Genomic DNA, 15,637 nt, shown 5'->3' with positions numbered 1-15,637 from the left:
AAATTAATATATTTTAAATTATATTACATATTTGTATAAAATTAAAGACTGCTGACACTTTGTCAGCAGTCTGAAAAGCTAATAAGAGTAATTAAACTCTTATTAGCTTTTTAAATGTAATATATAATTGTATCTTTTGATTTTTTATAATTATCTACTAAGTCTTCTAATGTTATTGAAGAAAAATAATCTTTAATTAAAACATTTATATCTTTCCATAAATTCTTATTAATAAAGTCTTCTAATTCATTTTCTTCTTTCTCATTAATATCTATAAAAATACTATCCCCTTCTAAAACCTTTAATATTTCTATTATTGTAAGTTCACTAATATCCTTACCTAAGATATATCCACCTTGTGCTCCTTTTCTTCCTAGTATAATGCCAGCTTTTCTTAATAAGGAAAAAATTTGTTCTAAATATCTTTCCGAAATATTTTGCCTTTCTGAAATAGACTTAATACTTACATTTTCAGAATCCATATTAATAGCTAGGTCAATTAAAGCCCTTAATCCATATCTACCTTTAGTTGAAATCTTCACTTAATCACCTTTCTCTATTTATTATATATCTTAATAATAAAAGCCATTACTAAAAATAGCAATGACTTTATTATAAATTACTTATATAAATCAGTTGATAAATATCTTTCTCCTGTATCAGGTAAAATTACAACTATATTTTTCCCTTTATTTTCTTCTCTTTTTGCTAATTCTGTTGCTGCAACTATTGCTGCTCCTGATGATATTCCAACTAATAATCCTTCTGTCCTTGCTAAATCTTTCGAAGCTTTAAATGCAGTTTCATTATCTACCTTTATTACTTCATCAATAATTGAAACATTTAAATTTTTTGGTATAAATCCTGCTCCTATTCCTTGAAGTTTATGAGGTCCTGGTTTTCCGCCTGATATAACTGGTGAGTTAGTTGGCTCCACAGCAATAACTTTAACGTCAGACTTCTTAGCCTTTAAAACTTCTCCAATACCTGTTAAGGTACCACCTGTACCTACTCCAGCAACTACTATATCAACTTGTCCATCTGTATCATTCCATATTTCTTCTGCTGTAGTAACTCTGTGTATTTGTGGATTTGCAGGATTTTCAAATTGTTGAAGAATGATTGAATTCTCATTTTCTGCTTTTAATTCATTTGCCTTAGCAATAGCTCCTTTCATTCCTTCTGCACCTGGAGTTAGCACTAATTCTGCTCCTAAGGCCTTTAATAAATTTCTTCTTTCTATACTCATTGTATCTGGCATAGTTAAAATTAATTTATATCCTTTTGCTGCTGAGATATATGCTAATGCAATCCCAGTATTACCACTAGTTGGTTCTATTATAACTGTATCTTTATTTAATAAACCATCTCTTTCGGCAGCTTCTATCATTCCAAATCCTATTCTATCTTTTACACTACCACCTGGATTAAAATATTCTAATTTTCCAATAATTGTACCTAAAGTTTCCTTTTCCTCATTGTAATTTGATAATTCTAATAATGGCGTATTACCTATTAATTGAACTAAACTTTTTGCTATTTTCATATAAATCTCTCCTTTATTCCTACTATTCCGATATGTTTTTTCTTTAATAATATATTACTCCTTTTTACCATATTTGTGAATACCTTTTTTTAAAAAAAGCAAAAAAATTTGCATCAGTAATATACAAATTCTTTTTACTTATTATTTTATTTCTCTTTTATTGAACTTAAAAATAATTTTAAGAAATTAAATAAAACAAATGATATTATAGCTGTTGTAATATATAGCTGTATTCCTGATATTTGTTTTATTATATTTCCAAGAGTCTCATACCCAGCATTAATTAAAAAGCCAGACATTTTTATTGAAGCTAAAGTTCCTATTGCCATTGGGAATGTCAATCCCGCAAAAGCTGGAGTAAACTTAAATGAAAAGAATGCATTTAGCTTGTACACTACAAAAAGAAATGTAATAACCACAATGAAATATAAAGGATATATAACAAATTTATTTGGATTTTCTATAACATTTAAATATGAAACCACACAAAGACTAGATGGTGCTAATAGTATAGCTTGAGTATGATATAACGCGTCCTTTAGTGGAAATTTTATTAATCTTTTTACCATAAATGGCATAATAATAATTAAAACTATTATACCATAATATAATACTATTTTATTTATTAGTGGTTCCCTCATAGCTCCTCCTACTACGACAGAAACCATTATACCATTGTATGTTACAAACCAACTTGGTACAAATGTATCTTTATTAATTCCTTTAACAACATTTCTATATGTAAATATTAATATATGTATAGCATGTAAAGTTAGTCCAATAATCCATAATGATTTACCCAGAAAATTATTATATTCAAAATAGTAAGATCCTAAAATCATTGTAATCATTGTAAAACCTGCATATAAACTTGCTGGAATAGTATTAGAATATTCTTTTTTACAAACATCTGCAAATGCTAAAATTTTAACTAAATAAGCTAATAAAATCGCAGTTGTTATCCACATAGTTATATGTCTTATCCAACTGTATCCTAAACTGGAATAAATATTAGATAATGTAGCTGCTCCAACCATAGTCGGCAGTAATGGAACTGGAATATTTTCTGTTTTTTTAAGTAAGTTATTCTTCATTTTTCCTCCTAATTTAATCTAATTACTTCTTAAATTAACCTTATCATTTGTTTTCTTGTTAATTTTTTCACTTAAACTGTTATAATAATTTTAGTAAATAAGATTACTCTTAAATTATACACATTTTACATATTAATTCTGTGATTATTATCACAAATTTTATTTAAAAATTAAATAAGCCAAAGAAAACTTCTTTGACTTATTATTAGTTAACCTTTCTATAACTTTTAACTAAAATATTTATAAAATTATATAAAACAAAAGCTATAATTGTAGTTGTAATATAAATTTGTATTCCACTAACTTCTTTTATAATATAAGATAATGATTTGTACCCTACACTTTCAAAATATGAGTATGCTTTTATAGATGCCACTATTCCTATAGCCATTGGGAATGTTAATCCTGCAAATCCAGGCGTAAATGTGTAAGAAAAAAACCTAGGAAGCATATACATAATAAATAGTAATGTCATTAAAATAATTATATATAATATACAAACTATTATTTTATTAGGGTTATTAATAAAATTTAAGTAACTAACTAAACAAAGGCTAGAAGGTGCTAAAAGTATAGCTTGAGTATGAAATAATGCTTCTTTTAAAGGCTCCCTCCTTAACCTTCTAATCATAAAAGGTAAAATTATTATAAAAATAATAATTCCATAATACACTACTATCTTTCCTATAAATGGTTCATTCATGACTTTTCCAACTACTGTAGAAACCATAATTCCATTATAAGTTACAAACCAACTTGGAACAAAGGTTTCCTTATTAATTCCTAAGAATACATTTCTATAAGTAAATATTATTATATGTATAGCATGTAGGATTAATCCAATAAACCACATGGATTTACCTATAAAATTATTATAGGTAAAATAATATGAGCCTAATATCATTAAAATCATTGTAAATCCAGCATATAAACTTGCCGGTACAGTATTGCTATACTCGCTTTTACAAGTATCAAAATATAATATAATTTTAATTATATATAAAATTAATATAATTGTAGAAGTCCACATAGTAATATGCCTAATCCAATTATATCCTAATATTTGATAAACGTTAGATAATGTCGCAGCACCTACCATAGTTGGTAAAATAGGTACAGGCATATTTTTAATCTTTTTTAAAATAGAATTTGATTGCAAAATCTCACCTACTTTATTTATTAATAAACAAATTCTAAATTTTGTGTTTCGTTAAAGAAATCAGAATAATCTATATCAAATAAAGGCTTTTTAACCTTATTAATATTAATTTTTTCTTTTATTAATTGAGTTAAAACTCCTACATAAGATAAATCTCCTTGGATTATAGCTCCATAAATTGCACCATCCTTATATATAATTTTTTTATAATCCTTGCCATCAATATCTATTACCTCTTCATAAGTATCATCTGGTTTAATTACAACCCCAAGAGACATTGTTGCGAGTCCACAAAAGTTCATTGTATTTTTACTTCCAAAGAAATCTTCCATGTATGTTTCTTTTCCAACCATATTATTAGCTGCTATAATTCCTTCCTTAACTGCTGTTGGCCAAATTGGATTTCTTCCTGTTATATCACCTGCACCATATACATCCCTAACATTCGTTTCTCCCTTTTGATTAATAATTAATCCAAACTTATCACATTCAACTCCACTATCCTTTAAAAAACCTATATTTGATCTTACCCCTGTGCAAGCTATAATAACTTCACAAGGGACCTCTTCCCCAGTATTTAGTTTTATTGAAACTGGATTATTTTCATTATCTACAATAACCTTTTCTGCTCTTACTCCAAATTTTAAGTTAACTCCTTCTTTTCTTAATCTTTCCTCATATGCACTTGCAGCATATTTATCTAATTGTAAAGGAAGAATTCTATCTCCCATTTCTATTAAAGTAATATTAACATCATAATGTAATAATCCAGCTAAAGCATCTACACCAACAAGTCCTGCTCCTAATATTGCTATATTCTTAACCTTTTTTGCCATTTCTTTAATTTTTATTACATCATCTAAATTTCTTAATCCAATGACATTATTAGCACTTCTTAAATTTTCTATTGGTGGCAAGAAAGATGATGAACCCGTTGCTAATAATACCTTATCATATGATATATACTCTCCATTATCTAAAGACAATTTCTTTTCTTTAACATCTATTCCTGTTACTTCAACACCTTTAATCCAATGTATTTTATACATATTAAAAAAATTATCTGGGGTAAAATCTAAATCTTCTATTTCTCTTCTTCCATCTAAAAAGTGATGGAGTATGCATCTTGAATATACAAATATGTCCTTAGAAACCAATATTATTTCACATTCCTTATCGAATTGTCTAAGAGTTCTTGCTGCATTTATGCCTGAAGCAGATGCACCTACTATTACATATTTCATTATTCTTTTACCTCCTCTAATGTTAAAGCATCCATAGGGCATTTATCTACACATTGAGGGTATTTGCTTTCTGTAGATAAACACATATCACACTTCATAACCTCTCTATTAGTTTGATAATCCATTTTTAGTACTCCATAAGGACATGCCATTATACACATATAACATGTTGCACATCTGCTTTTGTCATAAATAACATAGCCAGTTTCATCATCTCTTCTCATTGCACCAGTTGGACATGAATAAACACATTCTGCTCTAGTACAATGCCTACAATAAATCGGAGCATATCTCCCTTCACTATTTATCACTATCCTTCCCCTAGTATCTCTACATCCATGGGAAACCTTACAAGCAGTTGTACATGTTAAGCAACCAATGCACTTTTTTCTATCTATATTAATTCTCTTCATTAATATCACCTTCTATCTTTTCTATCTTAACTGGTGTATACTTATAGTTAGGTTCCTTAGAATAAGTATCGAATACTGAAGGTAATATTGAGTTTGCTTGAATATAATGCATAGGCGCATACAATTGATCCTTTTTTACAGTTCTACTTAACTTAACTAAAAATCTATTAGTAACACCATTAGGTGAACTTACCTTTACAATATCATTTTCCTTAATATCAAGTTCTTCTGCCAAATCAGTATTTAAGTTAATATATCCTTTTTTTACTATTATTGCTTCTACATCTGGTATTTCTCTAGTTCTAGTTTGAGTATGCCATTGACCAACAGTTGCTCTACCAGTGTTTAATATATATGGATATTCTTCACTCTTCTCATATGGTGGATTCATAATTTCTTCGTATATAAATTTAGCCTTTCTATTAGGCGTATAAAATTTTCCATCTTCAAATAATCTTCTTTGGTTATTTTCAATATTTTCATTTTCTCTATAAGGCCATTGAACCCCTTCTGATCCCTCTAATTCATCATAACTTACACCTGTAATATCGCAAGGCATTCCTTTAGTGCATTTTTTTAAAATCTCAAAAGCATCCTTAGGTGACTTCCACTTATCTAATAAGCTCCCCATTCCCAAAGCTTTCCCTATTCCAAGCATAATTTCATAATCTGATAATTCATTTTCTTTTTTATCTAGAACAGGTTGAATTTTAGATAGTCTTCTCTCCGTGTTAATAATTAGTCCTTCCTTTTTCAATCCATTTGTAGAAGGAAGAATTAAATGGGCATATCTAGCAGTTTCTGTATCAGAATAAATATCTTGTACTGCTAAAAATTCAAGTTTTTCAGCAGCCTTCTTAAATTCTAAGTCGTTAATCCATGAAACTAAGGGATTAGTACATAAAACCCATAATGCCTTTATTTCTCCATTGTTTATTCCATCTACTATTTCGTTATAAGGTTTTGTTGGTTTCTTTGGTAAAAGTTCCTCATCAATTTCTAATATTTCAGCTACAGCCTTTCTTCTCTTTTCATCACTATACTCCCCTCCTCCATAAAGACCTGTTGTATTACTAAAAAGCCTAGATCCCATTGCATTACATTGTCCTGTTATAGAGTTAGCACCAGTTCCAGGCTTTCCGATATTACCCGTCATTAATGCAATATTTATTATTGCTTGTGCAGTCCTTACAGCTTGAAATCCTTGATTTACTCCCATAGTCCACCATAAAGAAACTTTTTCTCCTTTATGAATTATTTCTGCAAGTTCTAATACTCTTCCTTTTGATATTCCTGTATACTCTTCTATATCATTAATATCATATTTTTTTACATGATTTTTAAAACCTTCAAAGTCCTCTGTATTATTTTTAATAAACTCTTCATCAATCCATCCTTTTTCTATTAATACATTTGCTAATGTATATAATAATCTTATATCTGCTTTTGGTTTAATATCTATCCACATATCGGCTCTTACCGCAGTTTCACTTTTTCTTGGATCTATTACTATTACTTTTTTGTTCTTATTTTTATTTTTTGCAACTCTACTCCATAATATTGGATGAGCTACTATAGGATTGCATCCAATAAATATCATCACATCTGAATGCTCTAAATCATCTAAAGTATATGGAGGGGCATCAAAGCCAAAGCTTTGCTTATAAGCTACTACTGCTGTTGCCATGCACAATCTAGTGTTTCCATCACCATTACCACCTAAAAAATTTCTTCCAATATATCCAGCTAATGCCATTTCTTCACTTAAAAGCTGACCAGTACTTAAAAAAGCAAAACTTTCTTTTCCATATTTATCTTGAATTTTTTTAACCTTGTCTGCGAAAACATTAAAAGCTTCTTCCCAAGAAATATGTTCAAATTCTCCATTTTCTTTTCTTATTAGAGGTAAAACAGGATTTTCATGTATAGTATTTTGCTTGTCTAAATTTAAACCTTTTACACAACAAAAACCTTGATTAACTGGATAATCCTCTGCTGGTTTAACTCTTTCAATAAATCCATTATCATTTACATGGAAATCAAAATTGCAAGCTATAGAACAATAATTACAAGTAGACCTAACAACCTTCATATTTTTATCTCCTTTATTTTCATATACTTTTCATAATTAGTATTACAAGTATTTACTATCTATATTCATTTATCCCTTAATAAAAAAAATTGCTAGCAATACTTTTTAGTACTACTAGCAATATAAATAATTAATTTCTTATAATGTAAAAACTTTTTTTTCACTTTCTAACAAAGTACATTTATCTCCAACTTTTACTTTTCCACCCTTCAAAACCTTAGTGAATATTCCGTTTTTAGGCATTATACATTCACCAACTTGATAATATATTGCACATTTATCATGGCACTCTTTTCCTATTTGAGTTACTTCCAATAATACTTCTCCAACTTCTATTTTTTGTCCTATTGGTAACTTATTTAATTCAATACCTTCAACTACTAAATTTTCTCCAAAGGCACCAAAATCAACATTTCCACCTTTATTTCTAAACTCATCTATTTTTTCAAAGGCTAATAAACTAACTTGTCTATGCCATTTACCCGCATGAGCATCTCCTTCTATCCCAAAATCCTCTATAAAATTTCCTTCATTAATTTCTTTTTTTAAAGTTCCCTTATGCTTACTAGTACATACAGCTAATACCTTGCACATATATTTATCCTCCAATTTGATTCATAAACTTTAATTCCTTATCTTTACTTTTTTCTAAGAATAAATGTTTCTCTGGTTTATTGAAGATATTATCTTTGATGAGATTTAAAATTTCCTCTTCTGATGCTCCACTTCTAATCAATTTTCTAAGATCAATACCATAATTAAAATGAAGGCATTGTTTTAGAAATCCTTCTGAGGTAAGCCTAATTCTATTGCAATTTTCACAAAAGCAATTACTAATTGCACTTATGAATCCTATTTGCCCTTTGCCATCCTTTAACTTAATATAAGTTGCAGGACCATCAGTTTTATTTCTTCTTACTTCTTCAATATCTTTATAATTTTCATTAATTAATTCTTTAATTTCTTCGTTACTTACTCCTTTATACTTACTTCCAATACCTATTGGCATAAGCTCTATAAATCTAACATCTATATTTTTTTTTAAAGTAAGCTTTACAAAATCTAATATTTCATCTTCATTCATACCCTTTATCATAACTGTATTTAACTTAACCTTAATTCCAAGTTCTAAACATTTATCTATGGCAGACAATACTTTTTTTAAGTCTCCTAATCTAGTTAACTTATGAAACATTTCTTCCTTTAATGAGTCTAAACTAATATTTACCCCCTTTAATCCAACTTTTTTTAGTACTTCAACTTTTTCTTCTAATATAATTCCATTTGTTGTTAAGTAAATCTCTTCTATTTCAGGAATATTATTTATTTTTTCCATAAGTTCAACAATATCATTTCTTACTAAAGGCTCACCACCTGTTAATCTAATTTTCTTTATACCAAGTTTTGCACTAACACTAACTATTTTACATATTTCATCTTTTGTAAGTTTTTCTTCATTTTTAAAAAAATTACTACCTTCTTCCTCCATACAATAAACACATCTTAAATTACATCTATCTGTTAATGAGATTCTTAAATAATCTACTTCTCTACCATACTTATCCCTCATATTATATTAAAGAGCCAATTATAAGAAGTTAAATTCTCCGCTCTTACCTCCTGTTTTTTTAAGTAAATGAGTTCCCTCTATTACCATTCTCTTATCAACAGCCTTACACATATCATAAATAGTTAATGCAGAAATAGTAACAGCCGTTAATGCTTCCATTTCTACTCCAGTTTTATCTACTATTTTCACTGTTGCTTTAATATCTATATATCTTTCTTCATCATTAATTTCAAAATCAATATTGCAACTAGAAATCATAAGAGGATGGCACATAGGAATTAAATTTGATGTTTGTTTACTTCCCATAATTCCTGCAATTCTCGCAACTCCTAATACATCGCCTTTCCCTATTTTTCCTGCCTTTATTAGAGATAACGTTTCTTCACTTACTCTTATTCTAGAAACTGCGATAGCCACTCTTTCAGTTTTATCTTTTTCAGATACATCCACCATTCTAGCATTTCCACTATTATCAAAATGAGTTAATTTATTATTCATTAATACCTCCTACTTACCAAAAGAACAATGAGGAAATGTACAAACTTTACAATCTAAACATAGTCCACCATGCCCATATGCAGCTATATCATCTAAAGTCAATTTTTCATTTGCTAAAACTCTAGGTAAAACTAAATCCAAAATTGTTCTTTTAGAATACATAGCACAGCTTGGAACTCCAAGTATTGGAATATCATTGTAATATGCTAATAGGAACATAGCTCCTGGTAATACGGGTGATCCATAAGTAACTAATTCCCCACCACATTCTTTAATAGCTGTAGGGGTTACATCATCTGGATCTACTGACATTCCACCTGTACAAATTATCATATCAACTTTTTCATCAAATCCTTTTTTTATTTCTTCTATAATTCTTTCCTTTGAATCTGGTAAAATTACTTGTCGAATAACTTCACTTCCATAATATCCAAGCTTAGACTTAATTACAGGTAAAAAAGCATCTTTAATTCTACCACTATATACTTCATTTCCTGTAGTTATGAGTAAAGATTTTTTATGTATTATTTTTTGAATATGAATAATCTTATTTTGTATAAGTTCTTCGGCTTTAATAATTTTATCTTCTTCTATTATCAATGGAATAACTCTCGTTGCACCTATTTTTTCACCTTTTCTTATTGGAATATTATTATGTAATGTTGATACTATAATTTCTCCTAAAGAATTTAATTTAAGTAGCTCCTCTTTGTTTACTTTTAATACTCCATCTCTATCAGCAAAGAAATCTATCTTTCCTTCTTTAATCTCTTCCGATTTACTAACCCCTTCACCAAGAACAAGGTTTGCTAATCTAATAGCTGCATTATTTTCATGTAATTCCCCTTCTTTTGGCTCCCAAACATAAATATGCTCTTTTCCTATAGATAAAAATTTTTCAATATCTTCTTCCTTTATTATATGACCCTTTTTAAATAACCTTCCCTTAAATTCTCCAGGTATTATTTGAGTAACATCATGTGATAAAATGCATCCTACTGAATCATATACACTTATCATCTTCATATAAAACATCTCCTAAATTATAATTATTTTCTTGCACATTCATTTTGTTCACCTAATAAAATACCAATGCCATGCTTTAAATCTTCTAATACAAAGTCTAAAGCTTCCTCACAGGCCTTCGGACTTCCTGGTAAATTAACTATCAAAGTATTACCTCTAATTCCAGATACTGCTCTAGATAACATTGCTCTTTTAGTAATTTTAATACTAAACATTCTTATAGCTTCACATATTCCCGGTGCTTCTCTCTCAATTATTTCCTTAGTAGCTTCTGGAGTAATATCTCTTTTTGAAAAACCAGTTCCTCCTGTACTTAATATTAAATTTAAATTTAATTTATCAGACATATAAATAAACTCTTTTTTTAGCATTTCTTTATCATCCGGTAAAATAACATATCTTTTTACTTCAAAACCTACTTCTTCTACTATTTTTTTTATAATTTCTCCACTTTTATCTTCTCTTTCTCCCAGATACCCCTTATCACTACTAGTTATTATTCCAACTGTATACAATTAAATCTCCTCCAGTAATTCATATTCTTTTTCTGTGTTTATATTTAAAAAATCTTTTGAACATAGATTATCTTTTAAAACTTTATACTCTGTAGATAAAATGAACTTTTGAATCTTATTATCTCCATTAAATAATGCCTTTTCAATCTTAGGAATTAAACTCTTAGAATATATAGCACACATCGGTTGAAGTCTATTATTAACCCTTGGGATTAAAACTTCATAATCCCCATAAGTATTTCCAATAATTCTCAAAGTTTTTTTAGATATTAATGGCATATCACAGGCTATACAAAGAACCTTATCATTTTTTGAATTCTTTAAGGCAGAATGAATTCCAGATAAAGGGCCATTTCCAATGTATATATCATGGTATACTCTTAAATTTAAGTTTTTATATTCTTCTATTTTATTTGCTATAATTATTATTTCATCAAATTCTTGTCCTGAATTTATTATATTTTCTATAAAGGTTTTTTCTTTATAACATAATAATGCCTTATTATTATAATTCATTCTGCTACTTTTCCCACCTGCTAAGATAGCTAAAGTCTTTTTAATCATTTTTATCTCCTAAAGTTTTATAATATCTACTAAATCTCCATTTTGTATTTCCTTATTGTTAGCTTGAATTTCTATTATACAATTAGAATTTATTGTTGAACTAAGTATTCCATTACCAGATTTTTTTTGAGTAATATAAACGTATTGTTTATATTCTTTTATTTCAAAGTATCCTCTTACAAATCTTCTTTTTAAAGATTTTTTAATACTTCCTTCTGCTAATATAGCCTTTTCTCTATTAATTTTAATTTTCTTATTTCCAGAAAGCTTTTCAAGAGTAGTTTTCCCTAAAAGTTCAAATGTAGTTAATGCAGCTGTTGGATTTCCAGATAAACTAATAACAATAACTTCATTAACCTTACTACACAAAACTGCCGATCCAGGTTTAATCATTATTTTCCAGAATAATTTTTCTCCACTTATACTATCAATAGCATCCTTCAATAAATCCTTTTCTCCAACAGATACTCCACCTGTTGTAATTATTAAATCTACTTCTTTAGATATTTCTTCTATTTTGCTACCTATTTCCTTATAATCATCATTTATATGAATAATTTTATTGATATCGTATCCAAGTTCTAATATCCTTGATATAATCGAATATTTATTACTATTATATATTTTACCATCTAATAGTTTATCCCCTATATCCATAACCTCATCTCCAGTACTAATAAATGCTATTTTAGGTTTTCTAAAAACCTTTATTTTATTAATACCTGAACTAGCTAAAATTCCTATATCTGCATAATCGAGTTTTTTATTTTTACTTATTAGTAAATCTCCTTTAGATATATCTTCTCCTTCAATACATATATTTTCATTTTCTTTTACATTGCTTGTAATTACTATATTTTTTCCTTCTACAATAACATTTTCTTGCTTTATAACAGCATTTGCTCCCTTTGGTATTGGAGCTCCTGTCATTATTTTAACAGCTGTATTTTCTGTTACAAAACTTTTACAAACCTCACCTGCATATACCTTATCTATTACTTTTACCTTATTGTTCATGAAGGAATCTTTTACTTTTATTGCATATCCATCCATTGCAGATTTATCGAAAGGTGGGTTATTTATTTTAGAGTACACATCTTCACTCAACACTTTTTTTAAACCATTAAATAAGGTAACTTCTTTATCATCTAAATTATTTACTTTTTCATTTAATATATCTATAGCTTCTTCTAATGAAATAAAGGATTTCATCTTGCCCTCCTATAAAATACTTAAATAGTAAAAAGGCTTATTATTCATTTTGCGAATAATAAGCCTAAATTTAAATATGCTTAATAACTATAAATATAGTATTAAAATTTAGCTTAAGATAACATTTTACATAAAAACATTTCTTAGACTACTATTTAAATCAACTTATTTTCCTTCCCAAAACGTGGAGATACTACCTTTTCAGATATGTACCCTGTGAATTTAAAATTCAGGTATAAGAACCATAGAATCTCCTTAGGAATCTTATACTCTAGAAAATTTTATTGATAATTAATTTTTAAGTATTGTATTCTTTTTCTTTTAAAACTAAATCTGCTAATTTGTTAAAATCATCTTTTTTTATTACTAAAATATCTTCAAGTTCTAATTCATCATCACTAGCAATTGCTATTAAGCTTTCCTTTGATGATATTATTTCTTTACTAAAACCTTTTCTATACACTTCTATTTTTCTTAAGCTACTATTTTTATATCCTTCTACTAAAACTATGTCTTTATCCTCAGCTAAATCAATAAGACTTTCTAAATCCACTTCTTCTTTAACTTCTTTAATCATAGCAAATCTTTTAGGTGAAGAAATTATTACCGTTTCAGATCCTGCTTCTCTATGCTTATACGTATCCTTGCCTTTCTTATCAATATCAAAACCATGAACATCATGTTTGATTGTGGCAACACTTAGTCCTCTATATATTAATTCTTTTATTAACCCTTCCATAACAAAGGTTTTTCCTACATTAGATTTATCTCCAACGATATTTACAACTTTCGCCATAATACTTCATCCTTTAGCTTAAATTATTAAAACTATTTTACATAAATATATCTTCTATACTTATTATAATAATTTTTATAGCTTTAACAATTAAAAAGTAATAAAATTTACTTCTATATTAATTTTCTTATTATGTCAGAACCTATAACTCAGCGTAAAATTAATAGAATAACTTCAGCACTAACGAAAAGAATTTAACTTTAGTAATTCTTCATTTCAAATTTTTAATTCTTAATGTGGGCTGTTTCTACCACAGCCCACATTCTATTTATAACTAAACTCAAAATTCTTTTCTAAATTAAAGAAATCTGCATAATCTATATCAAAAATATTTTTAGTTACTTTTGATATATCAATCTTTTCTTTTATTAATTGTGTTAATACACCTGCATAAGATAAATCGCCTTGTAGTATAGCACCATATATTTTACCATCTTTATGAATTATCTTCTTATAATTATCTTCTTCAATATTTATCTCAACCTTATAGCTTTCATCTTTAGGTTCAACATCCCCTAATGACATAGTAGCAATTCCAACAAAGTTCATTGTATTTTTGCTACCAAAGAAATCTGTCATTATCATTTCTTTACCTAACATATTATGAGCTGCTATTATACCTTCTTTTACTGCAGTTGGCCATATTGGATTTCTACCAGTAACATCGCCAGCTCCATATATATCTTTAATATTAGTTTTTCCCTTTTCATCAATTATTAAACCAAATCTATCACATTCAACATTACTATCTGTTAAGAATCCAATATTCGATCTAACGCCAGTTGCAACTATCACTAATTCACATGGTATTTCTTCTCCTGTGTTTAATAATAAAGCCTTAGGATTTTTTTCTTCATCAAGTATTAACTTTTCTGCTTTAACTCCTAGCTTTAAGTTAACACCTTGTTTTGAAAATTCATTTTCATATACTGAAGAAGCATATTTATCTAATTGAATAGGAAGAACTTTATCTCCCATTTCTACTAATGAAATATTTACTCCAGTATCTATAAGTCCACTTACAGCGTCTATTCCAACAAGTCCAGCTCCTAAAACAACAATATTTTTTATCTTAGAAGCTTCTTCCTTTATTAAAATTGCATCATCTAAATTTCTAAGACCTACTACATTTTTACCTTCTCTTAATCCTTCAACTGGTGGTATAAAAGCAGATGCACCACTACAAATCATTAACTTGTCATATTTAACAGTTTCACCATTTGAAAGATTTAATGTTTTTTCTTCATCCTTTAAAGCTACAACTTCTACACCTTTAATCCAGTTTATATTATATTCTTCAAAAAAATTTTTAGATGTAAAATTTAATTTTTCAATATTTCTATGGTTAGATATATAATGATGTAAAATACATCTTGAATATACTTCAATATCTTTAGAAATTAATATTATTTCAGCATCCCTATCTAATTCTCTTAAAGTTTTTGCACCGCTAATTCCAGCAGCAGATGCTCCTATAACTACATATCTCATTAATTAGATACCTCCTCTAATGTAATAGCTGCCATTGGACATTTTTCTACACATTGTGGAGTGCCTGCATCTTTACATCCATCACATTTCATTATTTCCTTATGAGTTCTACTATCAGCTTTTAAAACCCCGTAAGGACATGCCATAATACACATATAACAGCTTGCACAACGATTTTTATCATAAGTTACTAATCCCATATTCTTATCCTTGCTCATGGCTCCTGTCATGCAAGTATAAACACATTCAGGTCTATCACAATGCCTACAAAAAATTGGAACATATTTACCATTACTATCTATAGTTATTCTGCTTCTTGTATCCTCGGAGTTATGTGAAACTATACATGCAGTTGTGCATGTTAAACAACCAACACATTTAGATCTATCAATCTTAATTCTTTTCATCTTTAAATCT

General features: G+C 28.0%; 17 protein-coding genes and 1 riboswitch. All 17 genes read right to left on the bottom strand.

Annotated elements, in window-relative coordinates; all coding sequences use genetic code 11:
• Nucleotides 1-110 precede the first annotated feature (110 nt).
• Nucleotides 111-542 (bottom strand): RrF2 family transcriptional regulator, encoded by a 432-nt coding sequence (locus tag ACQPVP_RS14365; RefSeq protein WP_430839043.1) that lies wholly within the window; start codon nucleotides 540-542, stop codon nucleotides 111-113.
• A 77-nt stretch (nucleotides 543-619) separates the two neighbouring features.
• Entirely contained in the window at nucleotides 620-1,546 is a 927-nt protein-coding gene (gene cysK / locus ACQPVP_RS14360) for a cysteine synthase A (RefSeq protein ID WP_430851073.1), read from the bottom strand.
• 146 nt (nucleotides 1,547-1,692) lie between these two features.
• The gene (locus ACQPVP_RS14355) at nucleotides 1,693-2,640 is read right to left on the bottom strand and encodes a TDT family transporter (RefSeq protein WP_430851071.1); all 948 of its coding nucleotides are present in this window, start codon (nucleotides 2,638-2,640) and stop codon (nucleotides 1,693-1,695) included.
• 205 nt (nucleotides 2,641-2,845) lie between these two features.
• Nucleotides 2,846-3,799, bottom strand: coding sequence for a TDT family transporter (locus ACQPVP_RS14350; RefSeq protein ID WP_430851069.1), 954 nt, complete (start codon nucleotides 3,797-3,799; stop codon nucleotides 2,846-2,848).
• 20 nt (nucleotides 3,800-3,819) lie between these two features.
• Nucleotides 3,820-5,043, bottom strand: a complete 1,224-nt coding sequence (locus ACQPVP_RS14345; protein ID WP_430851067.1) for an NAD(P)/FAD-dependent oxidoreductase — start codon at nucleotides 5,041-5,043, stop codon at nucleotides 3,820-3,822.
• Nucleotides 5,043-5,456: a 4Fe-4S dicluster domain-containing protein gene (locus ACQPVP_RS14340; RefSeq protein WP_430851065.1), complete on the bottom strand. Its 414-nt coding sequence runs from the start codon at nucleotides 5,454-5,456 to the stop codon at nucleotides 5,043-5,045. Before ACQPVP_RS14340 ends, ACQPVP_RS14345 begins: the two co-directional genes overlap by 1 nt.
• Entirely contained in the window at nucleotides 5,443-7,548 is a 2,106-nt protein-coding gene (locus ACQPVP_RS14335; protein WP_430851063.1) for a molybdopterin oxidoreductase family protein, read from the bottom strand. Before ACQPVP_RS14335 ends, ACQPVP_RS14340 begins: the two co-directional genes overlap by 14 nt.
• 138 nt (nucleotides 7,549-7,686) lie before the next feature.
• The gene (locus tag ACQPVP_RS14330; RefSeq protein WP_430851061.1) at nucleotides 7,687-8,142 is read right to left on the bottom strand and encodes an MOSC domain-containing protein; all 456 of its coding nucleotides are present in this window, start codon (nucleotides 8,140-8,142) and stop codon (nucleotides 7,687-7,689) included.
• Between the two features lie 4 nt (nucleotides 8,143-8,146).
• Nucleotides 8,147-9,118, bottom strand: a complete 972-nt coding sequence (moaA, locus tag ACQPVP_RS14325; RefSeq protein WP_430851059.1) for a GTP 3',8-cyclase MoaA — start codon at nucleotides 9,116-9,118, stop codon at nucleotides 8,147-8,149.
• Between the two features lie 18 nt (nucleotides 9,119-9,136).
• Entirely contained in the window at nucleotides 9,137-9,616 is a 480-nt protein-coding gene (gene moaC / locus ACQPVP_RS14320; RefSeq protein WP_430851057.1) for a cyclic pyranopterin monophosphate synthase MoaC, read from the bottom strand.
• Nucleotides 9,617-9,625: 9 nt separating this feature from the next.
• On the bottom strand, nucleotides 9,626-10,642 hold the full coding sequence (locus ACQPVP_RS14315; protein WP_430851056.1) for a molybdopterin-binding protein: 1,017 nt from the start codon (nucleotides 10,640-10,642) through the stop codon (nucleotides 9,626-9,628).
• A 23-nt stretch (nucleotides 10,643-10,665) separates the two neighbouring features.
• The gene (locus ACQPVP_RS14310) at nucleotides 10,666-11,157 is read right to left on the bottom strand and encodes a MogA/MoaB family molybdenum cofactor biosynthesis protein (protein ID WP_430851054.1); all 492 of its coding nucleotides are present in this window, start codon (nucleotides 11,155-11,157) and stop codon (nucleotides 10,666-10,668) included.
• Nucleotides 11,158-11,721 (bottom strand): molybdenum cofactor guanylyltransferase, encoded by a 564-nt coding sequence (gene mobA / locus ACQPVP_RS14305; protein ID WP_430851052.1) that lies wholly within the window; start codon nucleotides 11,719-11,721, stop codon nucleotides 11,158-11,160.
• A 9-nt stretch (nucleotides 11,722-11,730) separates the two neighbouring features.
• Nucleotides 11,731-12,933 carry a molybdopterin molybdotransferase MoeA gene (locus ACQPVP_RS14300; RefSeq protein ID WP_430851050.1) on the bottom strand — a complete coding sequence of 401 codons (1,203 nt, stop codon included), beginning with the start codon at nucleotides 12,931-12,933 and terminating at the stop codon, nucleotides 11,731-11,733.
• A 154-nt stretch (nucleotides 12,934-13,087) separates the two neighbouring features.
• Nucleotides 13,088-13,223, bottom strand: a riboswitch (molybdenum cofactor riboswitch).
• 8 nt (nucleotides 13,224-13,231) lie between these two features.
• A complete protein-coding gene (mobB, locus tag ACQPVP_RS14295) occupies nucleotides 13,232-13,729 on the bottom strand; it encodes a molybdopterin-guanine dinucleotide biosynthesis protein B (RefSeq protein ID WP_430851048.1) in 498 nt (165 codons plus the stop codon).
• Nucleotides 13,730-13,993: 264 nt separating this feature from the next.
• A complete protein-coding gene (locus ACQPVP_RS14290) occupies nucleotides 13,994-15,220 on the bottom strand; it encodes an NAD(P)/FAD-dependent oxidoreductase (protein WP_430851046.1) in 1,227 nt (408 codons plus the stop codon).
• Complete coding sequence (locus tag ACQPVP_RS14285) at nucleotides 15,220-15,627, bottom strand: 4Fe-4S dicluster domain-containing protein (protein ID WP_430851044.1); 408 nt, start codon at nucleotides 15,625-15,627, stop codon at nucleotides 15,220-15,222. Before ACQPVP_RS14285 ends, ACQPVP_RS14290 begins: the two co-directional genes overlap by 1 nt.
• Between the last annotated feature and the right edge of the window lie 10 nt (nucleotides 15,628-15,637).

Origin of the sequence: Clostridium nigeriense (genome assembly GCF_050585265.1) — a bacterium.
Taxonomy (GTDB): domain Bacteria; phylum Bacillota; class Clostridia; order Clostridiales; family Clostridiaceae; genus Clostridium; species Clostridium nigeriense_B.
This window is presented reverse-complemented; position numbering and strand designations above follow the sequence as displayed.